The sequence below is a fragment of the Mesorhizobium intechi genome (genome assembly GCF_002879535.1).
GTDB lineage: Bacteria > Pseudomonadota > Alphaproteobacteria > Rhizobiales > Rhizobiaceae > Mesorhizobium > Mesorhizobium intechi.
In genome coordinates this window covers 1-21,132 of the sequence record NZ_PNOT02000262.1, presented here as the reverse complement: position 1 = coordinate 21,132, position 21,132 = coordinate 1, and the positions used below count along the sequence as shown (strand labels likewise).

Annotated in this window: 27 protein-coding genes; 7 read left to right on the top strand and 20 right to left on the bottom strand. The window is 64.7% G+C overall.

The features are described 5' to 3' along the window. Positions 1-19: 19 nt before the first annotated feature. Positions 20-1,330: an ABC transporter substrate-binding protein gene (locus C1D09_RS23320; RefSeq protein ID WP_143976495.1), complete on the bottom strand. Its 1,311-nt coding sequence runs from the start codon at positions 1,328-1,330 to the stop codon at positions 20-22. Between the two features lie 205 nt (positions 1,331-1,535). After that, on the bottom strand, positions 1,536-2,441 hold the full coding sequence (gene gcvA / locus C1D09_RS23315; protein ID WP_143976494.1) for a transcriptional regulator GcvA: 906 nt from the start codon (positions 2,439-2,441) through the stop codon (positions 1,536-1,538). Positions 2,442-2,551: 110 nt separating this feature from the next. Between gcvA and C1D09_RS23310 the strand changes: the two genes are divergently transcribed. After that, the gene (locus tag C1D09_RS23310; protein ID WP_143976521.1) at positions 2,552-2,737 is read left to right on the top strand and encodes a hypothetical protein; all 186 of its coding nucleotides are present in this window, start codon (positions 2,552-2,554) and stop codon (positions 2,735-2,737) included. 64 nt (positions 2,738-2,801) lie between these two features. On the opposite strand, the gene C1D09_RS23305 is transcribed toward C1D09_RS23310, so the two are convergent. Continuing rightward, positions 2,802-3,761 carry a sugar-binding transcriptional regulator gene (locus C1D09_RS23305; protein WP_143976493.1) on the bottom strand — a complete coding sequence of 320 codons (960 nt, stop codon included), beginning with the start codon at positions 3,759-3,761 and terminating at the stop codon, positions 2,802-2,804. 239 nt (positions 3,762-4,000) lie between these two features. Here C1D09_RS23305 and C1D09_RS23300 point away from each other — a divergent pair, with 239 nt between their 5' ends. Next, positions 4,001-4,633 (top strand): HAD family hydrolase, encoded by a 633-nt coding sequence (locus C1D09_RS23300; RefSeq protein ID WP_143976492.1) that lies wholly within the window; start codon positions 4,001-4,003, stop codon positions 4,631-4,633. Here C1D09_RS23300 and C1D09_RS23295 read toward each other — a convergent pair. The 8 genes from C1D09_RS23295 to ureC form a co-directional block, all read right to left on the bottom strand. Continuing rightward, on the bottom strand, positions 4,630-5,397 hold the full coding sequence (locus tag C1D09_RS23295; RefSeq protein WP_143976491.1) for a class II aldolase and adducin N-terminal domain-containing protein: 768 nt from the start codon (positions 5,395-5,397) through the stop codon (positions 4,630-4,632). The two genes, C1D09_RS23300 and C1D09_RS23295, sit on opposite strands and share 4 nt — an antisense overlap. Positions 5,398-5,482: 85 nt before the next feature. Further along, positions 5,483-6,124 carry an urease accessory protein UreG gene (ureG, locus tag C1D09_RS23290; protein WP_143976490.1) on the bottom strand — a complete coding sequence of 214 codons (642 nt, stop codon included), beginning with the start codon at positions 6,122-6,124 and terminating at the stop codon, positions 5,483-5,485. Continuing rightward, positions 6,121-6,561 carry a DUF3995 domain-containing protein gene (locus C1D09_RS23285; protein ID WP_143976489.1) on the bottom strand — a complete coding sequence of 147 codons (441 nt, stop codon included), beginning with the start codon at positions 6,559-6,561 and terminating at the stop codon, positions 6,121-6,123. Before C1D09_RS23285 ends, ureG begins: the two co-directional genes overlap by 4 nt. Next, entirely contained in the window at positions 6,558-7,229 is a 672-nt protein-coding gene (locus tag C1D09_RS23280; protein ID WP_143976488.1) for an urease accessory protein UreF, read from the bottom strand. Before C1D09_RS23280 ends, C1D09_RS23285 begins: the two co-directional genes overlap by 4 nt. Beyond that, positions 7,222-7,812: an urease accessory protein UreE gene (gene ureE / locus C1D09_RS23275; RefSeq protein ID WP_143976487.1), complete on the bottom strand. Its 591-nt coding sequence runs from the start codon at positions 7,810-7,812 to the stop codon at positions 7,222-7,224. The genes C1D09_RS23280 and ureE overlap by 8 nt, the downstream gene beginning before the upstream one ends. Then, complete coding sequence (locus tag C1D09_RS23270; protein ID WP_143976486.1) at positions 7,809-8,414, bottom strand: glutathione S-transferase family protein; 606 nt, start codon at positions 8,412-8,414, stop codon at positions 7,809-7,811. Before C1D09_RS23270 ends, ureE begins: the two co-directional genes overlap by 4 nt. A gap of 44 nt (positions 8,415-8,458) precedes the next feature. Then, positions 8,459-9,052, bottom strand: coding sequence for a hypothetical protein (locus C1D09_RS23265; protein ID WP_095773198.1), 594 nt, complete (start codon positions 9,050-9,052; stop codon positions 8,459-8,461). Between the two features lie 80 nt (positions 9,053-9,132). Then, the gene (gene ureC / locus C1D09_RS23260; RefSeq protein ID WP_143976485.1) at positions 9,133-10,845 is read right to left on the bottom strand and encodes an urease subunit alpha; all 1,713 of its coding nucleotides are present in this window, start codon (positions 10,843-10,845) and stop codon (positions 9,133-9,135) included. 167 nt (positions 10,846-11,012) lie between these two features. On the opposite strand from ureC, the gene C1D09_RS23255 reads away from it, so the two are divergent. Together C1D09_RS23255 and C1D09_RS23250 are read left to right on the top strand one after the other, a co-directional pair. After that, positions 11,013-11,390: a hypothetical protein gene (locus C1D09_RS23255; RefSeq protein WP_143976520.1), complete on the top strand. Its 378-nt coding sequence runs from the start codon at positions 11,013-11,015 to the stop codon at positions 11,388-11,390. A gap of 114 nt (positions 11,391-11,504) precedes the next feature. Next, entirely contained in the window at positions 11,505-11,999 is a 495-nt protein-coding gene (locus C1D09_RS23250) for a hypothetical protein (RefSeq protein ID WP_143976484.1), read from the top strand. 74 nt (positions 12,000-12,073) lie between these two features. On the opposite strand, the gene C1D09_RS23245 is transcribed toward C1D09_RS23250, so the two are convergent. From C1D09_RS23245 to C1D09_RS23225, 5 genes are read right to left on the bottom strand one after another with little or no spacing between them, the layout of a single operon-like run. Then, entirely contained in the window at positions 12,074-12,379 is a 306-nt protein-coding gene (locus tag C1D09_RS23245; RefSeq protein ID WP_143976483.1) for an urease subunit beta, read from the bottom strand. Between the two features lie 6 nt (positions 12,380-12,385). Continuing rightward, positions 12,386-12,973: a HupE/UreJ family protein gene (locus C1D09_RS23240; protein WP_143976482.1), complete on the bottom strand. Its 588-nt coding sequence runs from the start codon at positions 12,971-12,973 to the stop codon at positions 12,386-12,388. 30 nt (positions 12,974-13,003) lie between these two features. Then, on the bottom strand, positions 13,004-13,258 hold the full coding sequence (locus C1D09_RS23235) for a DUF1272 domain-containing protein (RefSeq protein ID WP_143976481.1): 255 nt from the start codon (positions 13,256-13,258) through the stop codon (positions 13,004-13,006). A gap of 10 nt (positions 13,259-13,268) precedes the next feature. Further along, the gene (locus tag C1D09_RS23230; protein ID WP_023693076.1) at positions 13,269-13,571 is read right to left on the bottom strand and encodes an urease subunit gamma; all 303 of its coding nucleotides are present in this window, start codon (positions 13,569-13,571) and stop codon (positions 13,269-13,271) included. Between the two features lie 13 nt (positions 13,572-13,584). Beyond that, complete coding sequence (locus C1D09_RS23225; protein WP_143976480.1) at positions 13,585-14,427, bottom strand: urease accessory protein UreD; 843 nt, start codon at positions 14,425-14,427, stop codon at positions 13,585-13,587. A gap of 202 nt (positions 14,428-14,629) precedes the next feature. Here C1D09_RS23225 and C1D09_RS23220 point away from each other — a divergent pair, with 202 nt between their 5' ends. The 3 genes from C1D09_RS23220 to C1D09_RS23210 all read left to right on the top strand — a co-directional run bounded on the left by C1D09_RS23220 (position 14,630) and on the right by C1D09_RS23210 (position 16,997). Continuing rightward, a complete protein-coding gene (locus C1D09_RS23220) occupies positions 14,630-14,884 on the top strand; it encodes an acyl carrier protein (protein WP_143976479.1) in 255 nt (84 codons plus the stop codon). 4 nt (positions 14,885-14,888) lie between these two features. After that, positions 14,889-16,097 (top strand): beta-ketoacyl-[acyl-carrier-protein] synthase family protein, encoded by a 1,209-nt coding sequence (locus C1D09_RS23215; protein WP_143976478.1) that lies wholly within the window; start codon positions 14,889-14,891, stop codon positions 16,095-16,097. Between the two features lie 195 nt (positions 16,098-16,292). Next, the gene (locus tag C1D09_RS23210) at positions 16,293-16,997 is read left to right on the top strand and encodes a glutathione S-transferase family protein (RefSeq protein WP_143976477.1); all 705 of its coding nucleotides are present in this window, start codon (positions 16,293-16,295) and stop codon (positions 16,995-16,997) included. Between the two features lie 18 nt (positions 16,998-17,015). On the opposite strand, the gene C1D09_RS23205 is transcribed toward C1D09_RS23210, so the two are convergent. The 4 genes from C1D09_RS23205 to C1D09_RS23190 all read right to left on the bottom strand — a co-directional run. Continuing rightward, positions 17,016-17,324, bottom strand: a complete 309-nt coding sequence (locus tag C1D09_RS23205) for a hypothetical protein (protein WP_143976476.1) — start codon at positions 17,322-17,324, stop codon at positions 17,016-17,018. A gap of 94 nt (positions 17,325-17,418) precedes the next feature. Next, positions 17,419-18,030, bottom strand: a complete 612-nt coding sequence (locus tag C1D09_RS23200) for a nucleoside triphosphate hydrolase (protein WP_143976475.1) — start codon at positions 18,028-18,030, stop codon at positions 17,419-17,421. 100 nt (positions 18,031-18,130) lie between these two features. Further along, a complete protein-coding gene (locus C1D09_RS23195; RefSeq protein ID WP_143976474.1) occupies positions 18,131-19,231 on the bottom strand; it encodes a hypothetical protein in 1,101 nt (366 codons plus the stop codon). A gap of 223 nt (positions 19,232-19,454) precedes the next feature. Continuing rightward, on the bottom strand, positions 19,455-21,132 hold a 1,678-nt coding region (locus C1D09_RS23190), incomplete at its 5' end, for a methyl-accepting chemotaxis protein (RefSeq protein ID WP_143976473.1).

Below are 21,132 nucleotides of genomic sequence, written 5' to 3'. Positions count from 1 at the left end.
TTCGGCACCGGGAGGAGCCTTACTTGATATACCCGCCTTCGGTCATCGCCGCGGTGGCTGCGTCCTGGGCCTGCTTCAGCGCATCGTCGACGCTCGACTGGCCGGCAAGAGCCGCCGAGAAGAGCTGGCCGACCGTGGTGCCAAGCCCCTGGAATTCAGGGATGGCGACAAACTGGACGCCGACATAGGGCACCGGCTTGACCGTCGGATGTGTCGGGTCGGCGGCGTTGATGGAGTCCAGCGTCATCTTGGCGAACGGAGCCGCCTTCTGGTATTCGGGGTTGGCGTAGAGCGAGGAGCGCGTGCCCGGAGGAACGTTCGCCCAGCCTTCCTTCGAAGCGACGAGTTCGGCATAGTGTTTGCTGGTCGCCCACGAGACGAACTTCTCGGCGGCGTCAGCCTTCTTGGTGCCGGCCGGAATGGCGAGCGACCATGCCCACAGCCAGTTGCCGCGCTTGCCGAGGCCGTTGTCGGGAGCCAGCGCATAGCCGACCTTGTCGGCGACCTGGGATGCCTTGGGATCGGAGACGAAGGAGGCCGCGACGGTGGCGTCGATCCACATGCCGCACTTGCCCTGCTGGAACAGCGCCAGGTTTTCGTTGAAGCCGTTGGAGGACGCCCCTTCGGGGCCGTCGGCCTTCATCAGGTCGACATAGAACTGCAAGGTCTTCTTCCACTCGGGCTGGTCGAATTGCGGCTTCCAGTTCTCGTCGAACCAGCGGGCGCCGAAGGAGTTCGACATGGCGGTCAGGAAGGCCATGTTCTCGCCCCAGCCGGCCTTGCCGCGCAGGCACACGCCGTTCACGCCATTGGCGCGGTCGGTCATCTTGTCGGCGGCCTGCTTGATGAAGTCCCAGGTCGGCGCGTCGGGCATCTTCAGTCCGGCCTTCTCCATCAGGTCCTTGCGGTACATGACGAAGGAGCTTTCGCCGTAGAAGGGCGCGGCGTAGAGCTTGCCATCGACCGAAAGACCGCCTGATATGGCCGGGATGATGTCCTTGGCGTCATAGTCGTCGCCGAGCTTGTCGAGCGGCAGCAGCCAGCTCTGCTTGGCCCAGATCGGAACCTCGTAGGTGCCGATGGTCATCACGTCATACTGGCCGCCCTTGGTGGCGATGTCGGTGGTGACGCGCTCGCGCAGTACGTTCTCTTCGAGAGTGACCCAGTTGAGCTGGATGTCGGGGTTGGCCTTGGTGAAGTCGTCGGTCAGCTTCTGCATGCGGACCATATCGCCATTGTTGACCGTGGCGATGGTGATGGATTCGGCATGTGCGGCCAAAGCGAGAGCGCTGGCAGACAACAAGCCCAGGGTGAGCGTGCGCAGTTTCATCAAATTCCTCCCATGAACCAAGATGAGCATTTGCCTTGGCTGTGAGCAATTACTCACTTGCCGTGAATTATGTCAAGCCGGATTCGATGCTGCAGCGCAGCACCGGGACCTGTCGATTGACGGGACGACAAGAGCCGCACCCGCGCGCGATATCAGGCGGCGTGACAGGAAGGCCTGGAAGATTGGATCGGGAGGCGGGCGCCCGTCAGCAGGCGATCTCGGCCAGCAGCCAGTCGCGGAAGGCGCGGATCTTCGGCACGTTGCGGCGTGCTTCGGGATAGACCAGCCAGTAGGCGTGGCCGTCATCGCCGACCAGGTCGAAAGGCTGGATCAGGCGGCCGTCGGCAAGTTCGCTCTTGAATAGCGCCCGGGTCAGGATCGCCACGCCATGGCCAGCGATGGCCGCATTGGCCTCATAGGCCTGCGCGCCCATGCTGCTGCCGGGTCGCTTGGCAAGATCATGCGCATGCACGCCGGCCGTCTCGAACCATTGCCTCCACCAGACATCGCCCGGATCGAGGATCGGCAGCCGCAGCAGGTCGGCCGGCTCCTTGACGCCGCCGATGCTGGCGGCGAGCTTCGGGCTCAGCATCGGCGTGAAATCGGCGTCGAGCAGCTTATGAGCTTCCAGCCCCGGCCATTTGCCGCCGCCAGAGCGGATGGCGAGATCGACATCCTCGCGGGCGAAATCCGTCAGCCGGCTCGATGTTTCGAGCCGCACGGCAAGCGCTGGATGAGCCATCTGAAACGAGCCCAGATGATGCGCCAGCCAGTTCGAGGCAAAGGTCAGCACCGTGGTGACGCACAGCAGCCCGTCCGCGCCGCCGCGCGCGGCGGCATAGGCCTGGCTAAGAATGGCAAAGGCCTCGCTGACCGCCGGCGCCAGCCTCTGGCCGGCTTCCGTCAGTTCGATCTGCCGCGGCCGGCGCAGGAACAGCGGTGCCCCGACACGCTCTTCCAGTACCTTGATCTGATAGCTGACGGCGGCCTGTGTCATGGCGAGTTCCACGGCGGCCTTGGTGAAGGAAAGATGCCGCGCCACCGCTTCGAACACCCGGACGGCCTGCAGCGGCGGCAGTTGCGAAACCTGCGGCGGGCTTAGATCCGGCATAAAGCCTCCTTATGGGTCCTTATCGACGTTCGATTGGCAAAGCCGGCCGGCAGGACCGACATTCACTGTCAACCCGTCATTCGGGTTCAGGATAGCGAAGGTTGACGATCATGACCATGGCGCAGCAAAAATGCACTCCCGCTCCCGATCACCGCTGGACTTCGTGGCTTGTGAACGGATTCGGCTGGTTCGCGATCAGAAAAAGGGCGCATCTCGACATCAGGGACCTGTCGCCGCATCTGCAGCGCGACCTCGGTTTCCTCGATGGCAACGACCCTTTCGGCCGGCACAGATAGATTTGTTGGCTTTATCGCCAGGCGGTCGCCGCAGCCGCATCGGGGAGGCGGCAGCGCTTCCCGATCAGATGCTGGCCAGCAAAGCGGTCGCCGTCCGCTCGTCGGTGATGAGACCATTGACCAGCCGGCGATTCACGGCCGCCAGGATACCCGGCAGCTTGCGCTCGCCCATGGCCAGCGCGATGACCAGCGATTTCTCGCGCGACGGCAGCGATGCCGACGACACCCGGTCGTTGGTGATGCCTTCGATCATGCGGCCTTCCCTGTCGAACACCCAGCCGACGATCTCGGCGATGCCGCCAGCCTTCTGCAAGGCCTTCAACTCGCTTTCGGAAATGAAGCCGTCCTCGTAGAGAGGCGCCTTCGGCCCGAGGTCGCCGATGCCGATGAAGGTGACATCGGCTTCCGCCGCAAGGGCCAGCGTCGGCTGGATCATCGGCTGGTTCAGCAGCATCTCGCGCTCCTGCGGCGAGGAGGCGATGACCGGTAGCGGCATCGGGAAGGAGCGTGCCTTGACCCGGTCGGCCATGGTGAAGATGACGTTGTAGAAAGCGGCCGAACCATCAGGCGAGATGTTGCCGGTCAAGGACACCACCTTGTGCTGCGGGCATTCCATCGGCGGCAATTGCTCGATCGCGGCCTTCAGCGTGCGCCCGGTGCCGATGCCCATGACGATCGGCGTCGGCGAGCGCAGCCGCCGCTCGATCTCGGCCGCCGCCGCTTCGGCGATGCCGATGGTGGTGGAGGATGAATTCGGATCGCTCGGCACCACCTCGATCAGGTCGAGCGCGAAACGCGATTTCAGCCGGGCGGCAAGGTCAAGGCAGTTGGCGATCGGATGATCGACGCGGACCTTGATCAGGCCCTCCGACACCGCCAGCGACACCAGCCGCTGCGCCGTCTGCCGCGAGATGCCGAGCGTGGCGGCGATCTGGTCCTGTGTGTTGCCGGCGACATAATAAAGCCAGCCGGCGCGCGCCGCGTCGTCCAGCCTGTTGCTGCCGCCATCCTGCCGGGTATTCACGTCCTGCCTCCGCAACCGCATAGGAGCGGCCCGCTCCCAGTCTCGCAGGGAACGGCTTCCTGCGCAATTGTCAATCTCAAGGGCAATTGCTTGGCCGCGCACGGCCGGCATTTTCTCGCTGACACTGTCACGAGGCGCAAGGCGGAGCGGCTTTGCTTCCGGCGGCGGTCACCTTCTGTGATCGCGACGGTTTATCTCCCGGCGCAAACCCTTTAAGGGGATCGCAAAAGGAGCGCTGCATGACACCGAAGGCGGTTTTCTGGGACATGGACGGCACGCTGGTCGACAGCGAGCCGCTGCACGAGGCAGCCCTTGTAGCGGCAATGCGCAATGCAGGCCTCAAGCCGCCCGCCGACCTTCATGAGCGCGTGCTCGGCGTCGCCGCCTGGCCGGTCTACGAAATGATGCGCGACGAGTTCGGTCTCGATCTTCCTTTCGACGACTGGATCATGCGCAAATACGAGCACTATCTGCCGCTGGTGGAGGGGCTGAAACCGCGTCCGGGCGCCATAGAAGTCTTCAACGAATTGCGCGCGCTTGGCGTGCAGCAAGCGGTGGTCTCGAATTCGGACCGGATGATCGTCGACGCCAATCTGCGCATGGTCGGCCTTTTTTATCCAGGCATGAAAACGATCAGCCGCAACGATGTGCGTGATGGCAAGCCGCACGCCGAGCCTTTCCTGCGCGCCGCCTACCTGGCCGAAGTCGATCCCGCGCACGCCGTGGCGGTCGACGACAGCTGGCCTGGCGCCATGGCGGGACTGGCGGCGGGCATGAAGACGATCTTCTGGCCGGAAAAGCCGATGGAAGGACCGCCCGGCGCCGTCGTCATCAACAGCGCCGACCAATTGCGGGCTCAGCTCGGGCTCTAGTTCCGGTAGACCGGCTCTTCCTCGTCGAGGATCGCCTTCAGCTCGGCGAGATGGCGCTGGGCCTGGCCGGGATAGTCGTCCATTTCGCTCGCCGCCTTTTCGGCGATTGCGTCGGACAGCGTACGCAAGGGGCGGCCGGTCCACAGTGCCTTGATGTAGGTCTCGGCGGCGCGCTCGAAATAGAACATGCGGTTGAAGGCATCGGCGACCGTATCGCCGATCACCAGCACGCCGTGATTGCCCATCACCATGACCTTGACCTTGGGATCGGTGAGAAGCTGCGAGCAGCGCTCGCCCTCCTCCTCGAAGGCCAGCCCGCCATAGTGTGCGTCGACGACGTGGCGGTTGAAGAACATCGCCGAATTCTGGTCGATCGGCGGCAATGTCGAGTCGGCCAGCGAGGCCAGCACCGTGGCATGGATCGAATGGACATGCATGACGCAGCGCGCGTGCGGTACATTGCGATGGATGGCGCCGTGCAGGCCCCAGGCCGTCGGGTCGGGCGCGTTGGGGCCTGACAGCGCGTCCGGATCGTTGGCGTCGATCATCAACAGATCGCTCGCCTTGATGCGCGAGAAATGCACCTGGTTGGGGTTCATCAGGAACTGCGTGCCGTCTTCATTGACGGCCAGCGAGAAGTGGTTGGCAACCGCCTCGTGCATGTTGAGCCGCGCCGTCCAGCGAAAGGCACAGGCGAGATCGACGCGCTCTTCGTAGAAGGGCAGGTTGGTCAGCGTTTCCTTCTGCAGGCGGGCGATGCTCATCGAAATCCTCCGGTTTTGGCGAGAATGCCGCGACCGACGGCTGCCCGCAACGGGTTTTGGTTGGTGCAGGGGGAACTGATGCCTGTCAGGCCGCCGTGCTGGTGGCGGTGCCAACCCTCAGCCCGCCATGCTCGACGATGAAATCGATGACCTCCCGCAGCCCCTTGCCGCGCGACAGATCGGTGAAACCGAACGGCCGCTTGCCGCGCATGCGGGCGGCGTCGCTCTCCATCACATCGAGGTTGACGTTCACATAGGGCGCCAGATCGCTCTTGTTGATGACCAGGAAATCGGAACGGGTGATCGCCGGTCCGCCCTTGCGCGGGATTTCCTCACCCTGGCAGACCGAGATGACATAGAGCGTCAAATCCGCGAGATCCGGCGAGAAGGTGGCGGCAAGATTGTCGCCACCGGATTCGATGAAGATGATGTCGAGATCGGGGAATTTCCGGTTGAGCTCGGCGATCGCCTGCAGATTGATCGAGGCGTCCTCGCGAATGGCGGTGTGCGGACAGCCGCCGGTCTCGACGCCGACGATGCGGTCTTCCGGCAGCGCCTGCAGCCGGGCCAGCATCATGGCGTCTTCCCTGGTGTAGATGTCGTTGGTGACGACGGCGATGGAAAACTCGTCGCGCAGCGCCTTGCAAAGTTTTTCGGTGAGCGTCGTCTTGCCGGAGCCGACAGGGCCGCCGATACCGATGCGAAGGGGACCATTGGCTTGGGTCATGCCGGGAACTCCATGATGGCCAGGATTGCGAAGCCGAGCCCGATCAACAGGCACAGCGGCGAATAGTAACGCACATCGAGCCGCGCGAAAGGCTGTTCGGGCGCCAGGCGCCGCCACCACGGCGTGAAGCCGGCAATGCCGCGCCCCAGGAACACCAGCCCGATGAGCAGCGAGGTGGCGGCAAGGCCCTCCCTCGGGAAAGGCGAGGCAAAGAAGCCGATGAGCGCCAGCGGCCAGAGCGTCGCCAGGCCGAGACAGGCGGCAACGGCGAAACTGGCGAAGGGCGTCGGCATTTCCTGGACGCCGCGAAAGCCGACGACCGCGCGGGCGCAGGAGGCCGCGTCCCTGCCCGGCCAGATGCCGCCAATGCCCCAATAGACATGCAGCGCCGTGATCAGCAGCAGGACGAATGAAAGCGCGAAGGCCAGGGCGATCATGAACGGAACAGCCGCGAATACTGGGTTTCGTGCCGCATCGCCATGACATCGGAGACGAAGGCGCAGCCGCCGAGATCGTCCAATGCCGAACGGGACGCGCGGTCGGCGGTCGAGAGCGCCAACGGCTCGAAGCCGGCCAGCAGCGTGGTGGCTTCGCTCTGGCCGATGACACCGAGCCTGATCGCCGCCTGGACCAGATTGGAGAAGAAGGCCTGCAGGAAGGCGGACAACGCATCCTGCAGTGCAATGCCGTTGCCGCCGGCAATGGCGCCGACGGCGACGCAATAGGCGCATTCGGCAGGCAGGCGCGCCAGCACCGGATTGCCCCACGGGGCGGCGGCTTTGAGGAAGGCGGTACCTTGCAGCATGGTCTCGGTATGGCGTTCACGAGAGCCGGCCAGCGCCTCGGCCAAGGCGGCGACTTCGTCGAGATTGCCGGCGTCGCGGGCGCGGCGCCAGCTCTCGGCAAACAGCACCGCATCGTTCCAGCCCGAGCCCATCTCGACCAGCGTTTCCAGCCAGTGAGCCAGGCTCGCGGCATCGGCAACCTGCCCGTCATGCACCGCCCGTTCGAGACCGTGGCTGTAGGCAAAGCCGCCGACCGGGAAGGCCGGCGACAGCCACGCCATCAGCCGCAGCAGGGCGATGTTCGAAGGCTGGTCAGTCATGATCGTGGTGATGATGGTCGTGGTGGGAATGGCCGTGCGCGTGCGAATGCGATTCGCTGCGCGCGTGCGAATGGGCCTCCGCATGGCTGTGCGCATGCGCGTGCCCGTGATCATGCCCGCCGGAATAAGCGCCGCGCACCGGCTTGAATGGTTCGGAGACCTCGCGCACCGTGGCGCCCAGCCCTTCCAGCATTGCCTTGATGACATGGTCGCGCAGGATGACGATGCGATCCGCCTCGATGCCTGCCGCGAGGTGACGGTTGCCGATATGCCAGGCCAGCTCGGTCAGATGCACGCCGTCGCGGGCGCGGATATCGTAGACCTCTTCCGGCGCCGCGATGATCTCGACATGGCGGCCATCCTCCAGCACCAGACGGTCGCCATCGTTCAGGGCGACGGGTTCGGGCAGGTCGACCAGCACCTTGCTGCCATCCGACAGGTCGATGGCGCGGCGGCGCAGATGCCGCTCGTCATGAGCAAGCACAGCCTTGGCAAACGCGGGCGCCGCGCCCGCATCGCCAGCGGCCAGCACCGAGACGGCGCGGGGAAATTTGGTGAAGTCGGTGTTGAGGTTGAGCTTCATTTCATGGAGCCTCCGTTGGCCTGCGCCCGCGCACGGGCTGGGCGCGAAAGCACCCGGTCGAAATAGGCGTTGACGCGATCGGATTCGATCGGGAATTTTCCAGCGCGCGCCCAGTTGCCCATGTCGCCCAGCAGCACGTCGACGGCGGAAAACCGGTCGCCCAGCGCAAACGGCTTGTCGCCGAGCCGGCGGTCCAGCGCCTTGGCTTCCGAGGCAAAATCATAGGCCGCCGCGGGGCCGACATCGACCCGCACTTCCTTCGGCAGCAGGAAGCGGTGGCGCAATTTGTTCCACAGCGGCGCCTCGAACTCGCTCTGGGCAAAATGCATCCAGGAATCCATCTCGGCACGGCCGGCGACTCCGGGGGCGGCGCCCATGCCCTTGTCAGCGTGCTTGTCGGCGAGATAGACGCAGATCGCCGCCGAATCCGTGACCGTCAGCTCGTCGTCGATGAGGACCGGCACCTTGCCCGACGGGTTGAGCGCATAGGCTTCCGGCGAGCGCAGTTTGACCTCGACGAATTCATAGGGCTGCCCGAGCTCCTCGAGCATCCAGAGAACGCGGCTGACCCGGGATCCTCGTGATCCGACGGCCTTGTACATGCTGAGATCCTGTCTTTTCCTGGACTCTAGACCATCCGCTGCAGTCATACGATCGTGTCGAAGAGCCGCAGGATGAACGATATCTGGTAGATCAGCGCTGCCGCGACGAAGGCGATGTGGAAGCGGCGGTCGCGCACCAGGATCGCGGCGATGCACAATGCCACGAAGACCGGCGTGCGGAACAGATATTCGTTGCCGAAGCGGGCGAAATGCTCGGGCCCTTTCAACAGCGTATCGACCACGTCGAGCAGATAGGTCGCCGCCAGCAGGCCGAAGAACCAGCCGCGGCGCGAATAGAAGAAATCCTCGTAGCTGGTATAGTCCAGCATCGAATCCGGAAACAGCAGCGCGCACAGCAGGAACAGCGTGATCGCGTAGAAGATGATGAACAGGTACTTGCCGAAGGTCCAGGTCTCGATGGCGTAGAGCCCAAATTCCCACCACCAGAAATGCACCAGCATCAGGAGCACCGAGGCGACCCAGGCCAGATGCACGGGATAGAGCCGGTACTGGCCGGGATGCTGGACGATGCGCGCCACCCCCGACAGCAGGCGGGCGACACCAAGCCCGATCACCATGCCCATGACGATACGGATATGCGGAAAGATGTCGTGGGGAGAGGCGATTTCGGTGGCCATGCCTGATCACGATGGGTTTCTGCTGCACCGCATATTGCGGCCCACGCCTGCCAGCCGCAACGGAATTTGGCCGGCCGACCTCAGAACAGGAAATACCGCTGCGCCATCGGCAGCACCGTCGCCGGCTCGCAGGTGAGCAACTCGCCGTCGGCGCGCACTTCATACGTCTCGGGGTCGACCTCGACATGCGGCGTGGCGTCGTTGAGCACCATGGAATGCTTGCCGATGCCGCCACGTGTGTTTTCCACGGCGACGAAATGCTTTTCGACGCCAAGCCGGCCATGCAGCCCCGACTCGAGCGCCGCCTTGGAAACGAAGGTCACCGACGAGTTGGTCATGGCCTTGCCATAGGCGCCGAACATCGGCCGGTAGTGCATGGGCTGCGGCGTCGGGATCGAGGCGTTGGGGTCGCCCATAGGGGCGGCGGCGATCATGCCGCCGATCAGCACCATCTCCGGCTTGACACCAAAGAAGGCCGGGTTCCACAGCACCAGGTCGGCACGCTTGCCGACGGCGATCGAGCCGATGTCTTTCGACAGCCCATGCGCGATGGCCGGATTGATGGTGTATTTGGCGATGTACCGGCGGACGCGGAAATTGTCGTTGTCGCCGGTCTCCTGCGGCAGCGAGCCGCGCTGGCGCTTCATCTTGTCGGCGGTCTGCCAGGTGCGGATGGCCACCTCGCCGACGCGGCCCATCGCCTGACTGTCCGACGAGATGATCGAGAAGGCGCCAATGTCATGCAGGATATCCTCGGCGGCGATCGTCTCCTTGCGGATACGGCTTTCGGCAAAGGCGATATCCTCGGGAATCGACGGCGACAGATGGTGGCAGACCATCAGCATGTCGAGATGCTCGGCCAGCGTGTTGACCGTGTAGGGCCGCGTCGGATTGGTCGAGGACGGGATGACGTTGGGCAGGCCGCAGACCCTGATGATGTCGGGTGCATGGCCGCCGCCGGCACCCTCGGTATGGAAGGCGTGGATGGTGCGGCCCTTGATCGCCGCCACCGTGTTTTCGACGAAGCCGGATTCGTTCAGCGTGTCGGTGTGGATCATCACCTGCACGTCGTACTCGTCGGCCACCGACAGGCAGCAGTCGATGGCGGCCGGCGTCGTGCCCCAGTCCTCATGCAGCTTCAGCGAGCAGGCGCCGCCCAGGACCATTTCCTCCAGCGCCGCCGGCAGCGAGGCGTTGCCCTTGCCGGAAAGGCCGATATTCATCGGGAAGGCGTCGAACGACTGGATCATGCGGGCCATGTGCCATGGCCCCGGCGTGCAGGTGGTGGCGAGCGTGCCATGCGCCGGGCCGGTGCCGCCGCCGAGCATGGTGGTGATGCCGCTCATCAGCGCTTCCTCGATCTGCTGCGGGCAGATGAAGTGGATATGCGCGTCGAAGCCGCCGGCGGTCAGGATCTTGCCCTCGCCGGCGATGATCTCGGTGCCGGGACCGATGATGATCGTGACACCATCTTGCGTGTCTGGATTGCCGGCCTTGCCGATCGCCGCGATGCGGCCGTCCTTGAGGCCGATATCGGCCTTGAAGATGCCGGCGCTGGCATCGATCACCAGGGCATTGGTGACGACGGTGTCGACCGCGCCCTGGGCGCGGGATACCTGGCTCTGGCCCATGCCGTCGCGGATCACCTTGCCGCCGCCGAATTTTACTTCCTCACCGTGAATGGTGAGGTCCCTTTCGACCTCGATGAAGAGTTCGGTGTCGGCCAGCCTGACCTTGTCGCCGACAGTCGGCCCATACATCTGGGCGTAGGCGGCACGCGAGATTCTGGCCATCAGCGATTGCTCCCGAAATGCGATGTGGTTGATGCTGGGCTGCACATTGCCGCCATCCAATGGTCACGCAATGACCCGCTGGGCGACACCTTCTGATCCCATTTGGCGGTTGAGGTTGGCAGGTCACCCCAAAACGACCGTTTGCCAAATCGATGGAAGGAAAATCCATGCGCAAAACGATAATTCTTGCAGCCGCCGCCAGCCTGATGCTGGCCGGTGCCGCCAGTGCCCAGCAGCAGCCTGCTCCGGCCACGCCTGCCCCCGCTCCGACCGCGCCTTCCCCCGGCGGTCAGCAGGCCGCGCCGGCGATCCAGAGCGTCAACATCGTCGACATCACCGAGCTGCCGAAGGACACCCAGACGCAGGTCAATCAGGTGATCGCCCAGCGCGGCGACGCCGGCATGCAGAAACTGCGCAGTTCGATCGACGCCACCCCCAAGGTGAAGTCCGCCCTCCAGGCCAAGGGAATGACCTCGGCGCAGGTGGTCGCTGCCAGCATGGAGCCAAATGGCGCGCTCACCCTGATCACCAAGAAGGCCAGCTGAAGGCCCGGCACGGCGGGCCGGTATCCGGTCCGCCGGTCGTATCGAGAGGGGAACCATGGCAGGCCTGGAGTCGTTTCGCTTCCTTACTGTTGAAACGGATTGCGAAAGCGAACGATGACCCCCACCACCTCGCCCGATGCCCGACGGCTGCATGCCATTGCGGCGGCCGCGTTTCTGGCAGCGAGCCTTCCCCAGGCCCCGCTGAACGCGCAGGGCCTTGAAAGTCCGGAGACGGTCGACCGGATCGTCGGCTCGCAAGTCAGCGAGGAACAGGCCAGGACGACAGCAGAAATCGGAAAAGTCAGTACGGCGATCGACCGCACGCGCGAAAACATCAGCACGGTGCGCAAGACCTCCAAGCTCGACAAGGTCGATATCGTGTTCCTGACCGACGCGGCGCGCAGCGAAGGCGGCCCGCCGCCGGTCATCGAGAACAAGGTGCGCCAGCACAAGGATGATGTCGCCGAACTGCGCAAGGAGATCGAGGCGAACGCCCTGCTTTTCAATGCCATCGATTCGCGGCGAGTGGCCGCGCAGGACGTTCTCGCCGTCGCGTTCGACGATCCGGGAAAGATCGTCATCTATGCGGCCGCAAAGCCGTCGGACTGAGCCGAAAGCACCTTTCAGGCGTGCCCAAACGCCGTTCGCGGTCTTTGGAGGCCAAGCGCGAGACGCCACGGAACTCACAGCTTGCCCATCACCTTCTGTTGGAATCCGTAGACCTCGCGCTTGCCGCCGAGCGGCACCAGCGTGACGTCGCGTTCCTGTCCCGGCTCGAAGCGCATGGCGGTGCCGGCGGCGATGTCGAGGCGCATGCCGCGCGCCCGTTCACGGTCGAATTTCAGCCCCTCGTTGGTTTCGAAGAAATGGTAGTGGCTGCCGACCTGGATCGGTCGGTCGCCGCTGTTGGCGACTTTCAGGGTGACGGTCGGCAGGCCCTTGTTGAGCTCGATGTCGCCTGGGACGGTGATGGTTTCGCCGGGGATCATCTGATGTCACGCGACGCCGAAGGCGAGACCAATGCCGATCGCCGCGCAAGCCGCTCCCGCGACACGGGCCAGACCACGGAACCTCGTGCCAAGGCCAAGCGCGGCGGCGATGCCGACGGCATGGAGCAGCGCGGTGGCGACGGCAAAGCCCGCCATGTACTCGAGGCCGTCGGCGTTTTCCGGCACTTCGGTTCCATGGGCGTGGCCGTGGAACAATGCGAACAGGCCGATAATGGCGACGCCGGCCGAGACGGGCAGATCGACTGCCAGCGCCACCAGCAGGCCGAGCGCCACAACGGAGGCCAGTATGCCCGGCTCGACGAAGGGCACCGGCACATGCGCCATGCCGAGGGCCGCGCCGGCAAGCATCACGCCGACAAAGGCCGCCGGCCACGCCCAGATCGCCCTGCCGCCCTTGAGGGCCGCCCACAGGCCGACGGCGATCATCACCGTCATATGATCGACGCCGGACAAGGGATGCATGAAGCCGGCGGTGAAGGAGGAGGTGGTGCCGATGCCGACATGGGCATAGGCCGGCATGGCGGCGGCCATGAGCAGGATCGCCGCGAGGCACAGGCGTTTGGCACGGATCATTCTACTTGCCTTTCGTTTGCGATGGAGCAGTCACGCGGCCTTGTGCGGGCCGCAGCCCTCGGCCTTGAGGACGCGCTTGGTCGACGCGGGATATTTCTCCAGTTTCGCTGCCGGGCGGACCGGCCGGGCGGAAAAATTACCACCGCAATTGGGGCAGACACCGTCCAGCACGTTCTCCACGCAATCGGCGCAGAAGGTGCATTCGAAGGTACAGATCAGCGCATCCGTCGCCTCCGGCGGCAGGTCCTTGTCGCAGCACTCGCAGTTTGGGCGCAACTCGAGCATCCCGGTCTCCTCACCTGATAGGCTCGTGCACGGTCACCAGCTTGGTGCCGTCGGGGAAGGTCGCTTCCACCTGCACGTCATGGATCATCTCGGCGATCCCTTCCATCACCTGCGCGCGGGTGACGACATGGGCGCCGGCCTCCATCAGTTCGGCCACCGGGCGGCCGTCGCGTGCGCCTTCGACGACGAAATCGGTGATCAGCGCGATCGCTTCCGGATGGTTCAGCTTGACGCCGCGCTCCAGCCGCTTGCGTGCCACGATCGCCGCCATGGCGATCAGCAGCTTGTCTTTTTCCCTCGGCGTCAGGTTCATGCGGTTTCCAGAATCACAGTGACCATAATTTGGGCAGTCCCGCCCTTCCATTGAGCAATCCGACGAGCGGAACCAGCCGCTGGCGCAGTTGGTAGCCGTCCCCGGCGTAAAGCCTCGCAAGAAGCTTGCCAGATGCGTGCACGCCCCAGGCGCTGGCGCCACCCTGGTCGCCGATGATCTCCCGGACCGGGTCGAGAAAGGCCTCCGCTCGCGGCGACACCAGCAGCAGCGTGGCCACAGCGACCGTTCCGCCGGTGGCCGCCGGACGTGCCAGGGCACCAGCGATATCGGGCCCGATGCGGAAATCCTCGGCATGGATGAGGAAACCATCCTGGCGAACACGCCAACGGTCACGGAAAATGCCTTGTGCGGCGCGTTCGCCCATGGCCAGGCGGCCGAAGACGGTGGCTTCCAGCACCAGTGCCTCGGCCTCCGCGGCGAGTTCGACGTCCAATGTGCGGGCAAAGGCCGCCCGGTCGAAGACGATGGTCTCCTGCGGCAGCCAGGCGATACGGCCGTTCTCGCCAACCGTCAGCTTGACCCGCACCTCGGCTTGGTCGGATGCGGCGCGGTAGACCTTCTCGCAGGCCTGGGTCGTTATCGACGCAGAGGCATTGGCACCGACATCCACATCCCAGCCGATGCGGTCGCCGCCGGTCAGTCCGCCGGCGGTGTTGATCAGCACCGCCTCCAGCGGATCGGCCGAAACGGCCGGCAGCCTTATCTTGGCGGAACCGTCCTGATAGAGGCGCAGCAGCCGCGTGCGACCGCCCGCGCTGGCGCAGCCCAGCTGCGCCAGACCCGCGGCGCGCTGGGCCAAAGAGGCCGAAAACTTGGTATATTCGATCGTATCCACGCCGTCAGGTTAAGCACTGCGGCGGTTTTGTCGATATATAGCTTGTTGCTTGATGGCGTTTCCGTTTCTATAGAGGGAGCCACCTCGATACGGTCATGCGATGCTTGGCGGGGGTAGAAGGCGACGATCGCGGCCTGATATCGAGGACAGAAGGCGCTGTTCAGTTGGCGTCGGGAAACGACAAAAGTGGGGAAGAAACCGAATGGCTGACCAACTGGCAACGGACATCATCGAAAAGATCAAGGCCCATGCCGAGCCGGGCGGTGAAGAAATCACCAGCAGCACCGAATTGACGGCGCTCGGCATCCATTCGCTGGAGCTGACGGAGATCATCTTCGACCTTGAGGAGCAGTATGGCATCGAGATCGAGATGAACACGGTCGATGCCTGGAGCAATCTGAAGAACGTTGGCGACATGGTCGAGGCCGTTCGCGCGCTGATCGCGAAAAAAGCCTGACCGAATGCTGAAACGCGTCGTCATTACCGGCATTGGCGGGCTGTGCGGCCTGGGCGTCGATGCGCAGTCGATCTGGGCCGAAATGCGGGCCGGCCGTTCGGCCATCGGCCCGATCGACAATCCCTTCCTGCATGACCTGAAGGTAAAGACCGGCTGCGAGATCAAGGCGTTGCCCGATCATGGCATCGAGCGCAAGCAGCTGGTGTCGATGGACCGTTTCAGCCTGCTGGCGGTTATCGCCGCGAAGGAGGCCATGCGGCAGTCCGGCCTGGCCCTGCATGCCGACAACACCTATCGCATGGGAGCCATTGTCGGCGTCGGCGTCTGCGGCTTCGAGACCGTCGAGGAGAACTATCGCGCCATTCTGGTCGAGGGCAAGAATCGCGCCGGCATTTTCACCGTGCCCAGGGTCATGCCGGGCGCCGCCTCCGGCCAGGTCAGCATGCATCTTGGCTTGCGTGGGCCGGTCTTCGGCGTCACCTCGGCCTGCTCGTCGGCCAACCACGCCATGGCCTCCGCGGTCGACCAGATCCGGCTCGGCCGTGCCGACGTCATGGTCGCCGGCGGCACCGAAGCGCCACTGGTCTGGGGCGTGCTCAAGGGCTGGGAGGCATTGCGCGTGCTGTCGCCCGACACCTGCCGGCCGTTCTCAGCCGATCGCCAGGGCCTCGTGCTCGGTGAAGGGGCCGGCATGGCGGTTCTGGAAAGCTATGATCATGCCATGGCGCGTGGCGCCACCATCCTCGCCGAAATCGCCGGCGCCGGCCTTTCGGCCGATGCCTCCGACATCGTCGCCCCGACCGTCGAGGGACCGGAAGCGGCGATGCGCTTCTGTCTCGCCGATGCCGGACTCAATCCCGAGGACATCGATTATCTCAACGCGCACGGCACCGGCACCAAGGCCAACGACCAGATCGAGACCAATGCGATCAAGCGCGTGTTCGGCGAACACGCGCGCTCGCTGTCGGTCTCCTCGACCAAGTCGATGCATGCTCATTGCCTGGGCGCGTCGGGCGGGCTGGAGATGATCGCCTGCGTCATGGCGATCCGCGAAGGTGTCGTGCCGCCGACAGCGAATTACCGCGAACCCGATCCCGATTGCGATCTCGACGTGACGCCCAACATCGCGCGCGAGCGCAAGGTTCGCGCCGCGATCAGCAACGGTTTTGCTTTCGGCGGCACCAACGCGGTGCTGGCAATCAAGGCCATCTGATCCCGGGCGGTAACCATTTGCCTCAGGGCGATCCTGCGCGCGCTCGGCGATCCGCCGCGTTGGATTCGGTTTGCTGTCCGTGCACGGCGAAACCGTAGCCGCCATATTGATCCAACCGGGCCGTGCCCCTAATTCTTGGCCACCCGCCGACACCGTGCGCCCCGTGGCGCGAATCCCCCGCTCAGGAGTTTCCCGATGGCTGACCTGTCCGCCTTTCCGATCACCACCCGTTGGCCGGCCAAACATCCCGACCAGATCCAACTCTATTCGGCAACGACGCCGAACGGGGTCAAGATATCGATCGCGCTGGAAGAGCTCGGCCTGCCCTATGAGCCGCATCTGGTCAACATCAGCAAGGACGAAAGCTGGACGCCGGAATTCCTGTCGCTCAACCCCAATGGCAAGATCCCGGCGATCATCGATCCCAACGGCCCGGACGGCAAGCCCATCGGCCTTTTCGAATCGGGCGCCATCCTGCTCTATCTCGCGGACAAGACCGGCCTGCTTGTCCCGGCGGACGCGGCACGGCGCTACGAGACGATCCAGTGGGTCTTCTTCCAGATGGCTTCCGTAGGGCCGATGTTCGGCCAGGTGGGCTTCTTCCACAAATTCGCCGGCCGCGAGATCGCCGACAAGCGCCCGCTGGAACGCTATCGCGACGAATCGCGGCGGCTGCTCGGCGTGCTCGATGGCAGGCTGAAAGGCCGCAAATGGATCATGGGCAACGACTACACCATCGCCGACATCTCGCTGCTCGGCTGGGTGCGCAATTTGATCGGCTTCTATGAAGCACGCGACCTCGTCGGTTTCGATGATTTCGCCAATGTGGCGGCATGGCTGGAGCGCGGCCTGACGCGGCCGGCGGTCCAGAAGGGCCTGACCATTCCGGCAAAGGGCTAGGCACGGTCGGGCGACCTGCTACTTCGCCTTGGCCTTTGAGCCGCCCTTGCCGATGACCGAGGCCGCCAGCGATACGGCACCGCGCGCGGTGGCGACCACCGCCCCGGCGGCAACATTCGCCGCCGTTCTGACGGCACCGGTTTTGGCCGGCGCCGCTTTGCGCGGGCTGGCGGCCTTCGCCGCCGGGACGACCTTCCTGGGGGCGGCCTTGCCGAAAGCGGCCTTGGCGTCCTTGGAGCGTTCGGCGATCGCCGGCCCTGCACCGGCTTTCGCCTGAGTTGCTTTCGCCGGCCTCGTCTTGGCTGGTTTCTTTGCCTTGGTTGCCATTGGAAAATCCCTTACGCCGAACAAACGGGTTGTCAGGTCATAACGGCGAGAAACTCTTAAGGTTCCCGCCCGAAAATACCGAAAATTAGGCGTGTTAACCAATGATCAGGTCGGCGGCCCGGCGCCGGGCCAGCACGCGTTCGATGTTGGGCATGTCGTTGGAGACAATCCAGGCGCGCGCCTCCTCGTCCGAACGGCCATGGCCGTGCCAGCGCTCCATCAGGCGGCGCTCGAGCTCATTGCGCGGCACGTCGACGAAGATCGAGAAATCGAACAGCGGCGCCAGCCGTGACCATGGCTCCTCGTCGAGCAGCAGGTAATTGCCTTCGACCAGGATGAACTTGGTCTCAGTGCCGACGATCGCCGCGGCGGCGCGCGACAATTCCATGCTGCGGTCGAAGACCGGAATGGCGATGTCGGGTTCACCGGCCCGGATGCGCTTCAGCAGGGTCTCGAAGCCGGCAAAGTCGAAGGTCTCCGGTGCGCCCTTGCGCGCCCGCAGGCCGCGCGCGTTGAGCACGATGTCATCATAGTGGAATCCGTCCATGGGCACGACCTCCACCGCCCCTTCCGGCAAAAGGTCATGCAGGCCGGCCGACAGCGTGGACTTGCCGGAGCCTGGCGGTCCGGCGATGGCGACGATGAAGCGCTTTGCCTTGCCGGCGCGCTTGAAGATGGTGGCGGCGAGGTGGGCGATTTCGGACATGGGAGCCTCACTTGCCTCGATGATCGGCAAAACTGTTACGCTGCATCTTGGCGGCAGTCGGCGGAAATTTCAAACCCCCGCGCTCGCGCAAACCTTGCCTTCAGGCGGCCGCAGGCTGGCCGATGCGCAGGAACGCGCTGTCGAACGGCACTTCCCTGGTCGAGCCGCCGGCCGCGAGCCGCATCCGGCCGTCGGCCGTGATGATCTCTCGCGGCGGCGTGTCGCCGGACAGGGGCAGGGCGCCGATGACATGGCGGAACGAAAAGCTTCGGCCTTCGCCGAGCGCAAAGGCGGTCGCCACGCCTTCGCGCTTCAGCCAGTTGTCGCCGATCGAGGCGGCATGGCCTATCGCCGAGCGGCCGTCTTCTATGCCGAGCACCCCGAGGTGGCGGCCGCTCCACGGCGCATAGTCGCGCCCGCCATTGCTCAGCCACAGCATGGTAATCGGCAACTCGGCCGGGTTCTTCAGCACCAGCACCAGATCGTCCTCGGCGTGGCGCGCCAGCGCCGTCCAGCCCGGCCCGCCATGATCGGCCTCGACCAGGGTAACGAAATCCTCGCGCCGGTCCTCCATGCGATATTCCGTCAGGTCGAGCGTGCCGCCGCCGGCGGCAGGAAACTGGGCGAGGTCGCCCGTGCGCGCCGGATAGACCAGCATGAAGCGGCCGCGCGCGGGATCGGGCTCCAGCGGATCGTCCAATGTCGCGGCAAAGCGCTTGGGCGAAAAGGCCAGCCTGCCGCCGCCTCTCATCACCGTCATCGGGTGATGGGCTACGGAAATCGCGCCGGAGCCGCCGGAAAACACATGTTCCTGGTACAGGAAGGGATGGCCGTCGATGAGTGTAAGAATCTTGTCGACGCTGGCGCCCATGACCTTGTGCCGCAGCCGGAAAACAGCGCGCCAGCCGCCGTCCGTGGCACTGCTCTCGGTGACATCCCAGGCGCTGTTGGCCGTCCAGCCATGCAGCGGCGCTTCCTCGACGTCGCTGCGCGAAAACGGCGCGCAGAGGAAGTCGCCGGACAGCCGGACCGTGCCTTGCGGAAGGTCCTTCGGCAGCGCCTCGCCTGCGTCGACCCAGGGCGCGCGATGCAGCGGCTTCAGCTGCCGACCGCCGCTCTCGACGGTCATGTCGGCGATGTGGCCGACGGTGAGGTCGAGCGAAACCGAAATACCCCTGGCCTTGATCGTGCTGATATCCATTGCGCTCACCGATTCTGAAGGCACGAACAGAAGCCTTTCGGCGCGGCTTGCGCAAGCGTGTTATCCGGCATTTCGCATCAGCTTGCCTCCCCACTCCTTGTGGGGCGATCCGCGCAGCGGATCGGGGTGGGACTTGCCGGAGCGGCCCGCCACCCGTCGAACGGTCTGCGCTTCGCTCCGCCCGCTCGCCGACCCTCCCCACAAGCGGGAGGGTGGCCAGCGCCTACTGCCGCTTGTATTCCCTGACCGGCGATTTCGTCCCGTCGGTGTAGGTCACCTGCACCGACATCGATTTCACGCTGTCGGCGACCTTGAAATAGCCCTTGGCGTCGTAGGGTATGGCGTAGGGGTCCTTCTTGTCGCATGGCGGTATCTCGAGCGACTTGTCGAGCGCGGCCCCATTCAGGCTGTAATGCACCTCCTTGATGGCGCAGCGGTAGGACAGCATCTGGGTGAAATAGACCAGGCCGTGATTGCCGCCGAAGTCGAAGGCGATCCACGACGTCCAGAACTGGTCGAGGATCTGCTTGTCACCTTGCCGCAGCGCGGCATCGGGATCGAAGCGTATGTCGAACGGGCCTGTCTCGCGGCCCCTGATGTCGAGATATTTTATGCCGATTGTGGTCGCCAACGTGCTGTCGGGCAATTCAAAGCTCGGATTGGCCATGGGCTTGCCGGTGGTCTGGTCCTTCATCGCCAGGAAGCCCGTGTCGGTGAAAGGGCCGGTGTCGCCGAGACGCCAGGAAATCGCGGTCGCCGGCTCGGGCAGCGAAATGGTCATCGACCAGCCCTGGTTGGAGCGCATCGGCGTCAGCGAAGGCGCGAAGCGCGCGGGGTCGAGCACGTCGCCAAGTGCTGCCAGCCGGCTGCGGCTGTGCTCCAGCCAGTCAGCCAGCTGCGTCTGGTCGACGAAATATTTGAGCAGCCCGCCATCCTTCTCGTAAGACATGAACTTGGTCAGCGCCTGGGCTTCGCTGCGCTTGTCGGCCAGCGTCTGGCTGCCGAGGCGGTCTTCCGAAAACTCCTGCGCCTTGAGGAAATAGGCCGGGGCGTAGTCGGGATTGGTTGTGATGAAGGCGTTGAGCTTGTCGAGCCGCTGGGCATCCTCGAACTGCAGGATATGCACCAGCTTGATCGACAGCGCCTTGCCCTTGTCGGCCAACTGCCCGAACACTTCGCGGGCGCCCGCCTTGCCGTCCTGCACCCGAAGCAGCGTCGCAAAGCGCGTATAGGGGTCGATGGCGTCGACATCGAAGCCGGCAAAGGCGAGGTAGGAGCGCCGGGCGTTGAGCATGTCGCCCGACAATTCATCGACGCGGGCATTGTGGTAGAACTCGTCCGGCCGCTTCGGCTCGGCGATCGCCCCGCCTTGCGCCGCGAGCTGGGCGAACCCCTTGGCGATGGTGTCGATCGAGGCGGCGATCTGCTCGGTGGTCGCCTGCAGCTTTTCGGCCTGTGCCTGCTGCTGTCGCTGGCCGGCGGAAAGCGTGTCGGTGGTTCGCTTGACCGCCTCGACCGTCTTCTGCGTCTGCGCACCCTGCTGCGTCTGCTGCTGCTGCGCGGACGCGATCTGGTCGGTCTTCTGGGCAACCGTGTCGGTCGATTTCTTGACCTCGTCGACTGTCTTTTGCGTCTGCGTGACCGTCTGCTCGATCTTGGCCACCTTTTCGGAGACGATGCCCATCGACTGCTGCAATTGCGCGATGGCCGGCACCAGGCCGGCGATGACCCCGTTCTGCGAATTGGTCTCCTGCTGCACGGCATAGACGCCGCCGGCGACCGCCGCCGCACTGGTGGCGAACAACAGCGCCGGCAGCGCCCTGGCCGCCAGCACCAGCCGCAGCACAATGGCGATGGCGATGATGGCCGCGGCGATGGCAGCGACCAGCGCGATATAGGCG

Coding starts and splice junctions, on each gene's coding strand:
- C1D09_RS23320 (WP_143976495.1), bottom strand. CDS start 1,330: ATGAAACTGCGCACGCTCACCCTGGGCTTGTTGTCTGCCAGCGCTCTC.
- gcvA (WP_143976494.1), bottom strand. CDS start 2,441: ATGCCGGATCTAAGCCCGCCGCAGGTTTCGCAACTGCCGCCGCTGCAG.
- C1D09_RS23310 (WP_143976521.1), top strand. CDS start 2,552: ATGACCATGGCGCAGCAAAAATGCACTCCCGCTCCCGATCACCGCTGG.
- C1D09_RS23300 (WP_143976492.1), top strand. CDS start 4,001: ATGACACCGAAGGCGGTTTTCTGGGACATGGACGGCACGCTGGTCGAC.
- C1D09_RS23295 (WP_143976491.1), bottom strand. CDS start 5,397: ATGAGCATCGCCCGCCTGCAGAAGGAAACGCTGACCAACCTGCCCTTC.
- ureG (WP_143976490.1), bottom strand. CDS start 6,124: ATGACCCAAGCCAATGGTCCCCTTCGCATCGGTATCGGCGGCCCTGTC.
- C1D09_RS23285 (WP_143976489.1), bottom strand. CDS start 6,561: ATGATCGCCCTGGCCTTCGCGCTTTCATTCGTCCTGCTGCTGATCACG.
- C1D09_RS23280 (WP_143976488.1), bottom strand. CDS start 7,229: ATGACTGACCAGCCTTCGAACATCGCCCTGCTGCGGCTGATGGCGTGG.
- ureE (WP_143976487.1), bottom strand. CDS start 7,812: ATGAAGCTCAACCTCAACACCGACTTCACCAAATTTCCCCGCGCCGTC.
- C1D09_RS23270 (WP_143976486.1), bottom strand. CDS start 8,414: ATGTACAAGGCCGTCGGATCACGAGGATCCCGGGTCAGCCGCGTTCTC.
- C1D09_RS23265 (WP_095773198.1), bottom strand. CDS start 9,052: ATGGCCACCGAAATCGCCTCTCCCCACGACATCTTTCCGCATATCCGT.
- ureC (WP_143976485.1), bottom strand. CDS start 10,845: ATGGCCAGAATCTCGCGTGCCGCCTACGCCCAGATGTATGGGCCGACT.
- C1D09_RS23255 (WP_143976520.1), top strand. CDS start 11,013: ATGCGCAAAACGATAATTCTTGCAGCCGCCGCCAGCCTGATGCTGGCC.
- C1D09_RS23250 (WP_143976484.1), top strand. CDS start 11,505: ATGACCCCCACCACCTCGCCCGATGCCCGACGGCTGCATGCCATTGCG.
- C1D09_RS23245 (WP_143976483.1), bottom strand. CDS start 12,379: ATGATCCCCGGCGAAACCATCACCGTCCCAGGCGACATCGAGCTCAAC.
- C1D09_RS23240 (WP_143976482.1), bottom strand. CDS start 12,973: ATGATCCGTGCCAAACGCCTGTGCCTCGCGGCGATCCTGCTCATGGCC.
- C1D09_RS23235 (WP_143976481.1), bottom strand. CDS start 13,258: ATGCTCGAGTTGCGCCCAAACTGCGAGTGCTGCGACAAGGACCTGCCG.
- C1D09_RS23230 (WP_023693076.1), bottom strand. CDS start 13,571: ATGAACCTGACGCCGAGGGAAAAAGACAAGCTGCTGATCGCCATGGCG.
- C1D09_RS23220 (WP_143976479.1), top strand. CDS start 14,630: ATGGCTGACCAACTGGCAACGGACATCATCGAAAAGATCAAGGCCCAT.
- C1D09_RS23215 (WP_143976478.1), top strand. CDS start 14,889: ATGCTGAAACGCGTCGTCATTACCGGCATTGGCGGGCTGTGCGGCCTG.
- C1D09_RS23210 (WP_143976477.1), top strand. CDS start 16,293: ATGGCTGACCTGTCCGCCTTTCCGATCACCACCCGTTGGCCGGCCAAA.
- C1D09_RS23205 (WP_143976476.1), bottom strand. CDS start 17,324: ATGGCAACCAAGGCAAAGAAACCAGCCAAGACGAGGCCGGCGAAAGCA.
- C1D09_RS23200 (WP_143976475.1), bottom strand. CDS start 18,030: ATGTCCGAAATCGCCCACCTCGCCGCCACCATCTTCAAGCGCGCCGGC.
- C1D09_RS23195 (WP_143976474.1), bottom strand. CDS start 19,231: ATGGATATCAGCACGATCAAGGCCAGGGGTATTTCGGTTTCGCTCGAC.